Consider the following 308-nt stretch of genomic DNA (forward strand, 5'->3'; position numbering starts at 1 on the left):
TAGCTCAGTTGGTTAGAGCGCACCCCTGATAAGGGTGAGGTCGGCAGTTCGAATCTGCCCAGACCCACCAATTTTGTTATGGGGCCATAGCTCAGCTGGGAGAGCGCCTGCCTTGCACGCAGGAGGTCAGCGGTTCGATCCCGCTTGGCTCCACCATAAACTGCTTCGAAAGTTTGAGAGTTTAGAAATGAATATTCGAACTGAATATTGATTTCTAGTCTTTTGATTAGATCGTTCTTTAAAAATTTGGGTATGTGATAGAAAGATAGACTGATGGCCACTTTCACTGGTGGTGATCAGGCTAAGGT

1 tRNA gene is annotated in these 308 nt (G+C 46.8%); it reads left to right on the top strand.

Annotation, left to right across the window (positions count from 1 at the left end):
- Positions 1 to 80: 80 nt before the first annotated feature.
- Positions 81 to 156, top strand: a tRNA-Ala gene (locus C1X29_RS28285).
- Positions 157 to 308: the final 152 nt, after the last annotated feature.

Source organism: Pseudomonas sp. GW456-12-10-14-LB2 (assembly GCF_002884345.1).
Taxonomy (GTDB): domain Bacteria; phylum Pseudomonadota; class Gammaproteobacteria; order Pseudomonadales; family Pseudomonadaceae; genus Aquipseudomonas; species Aquipseudomonas paraglycinae.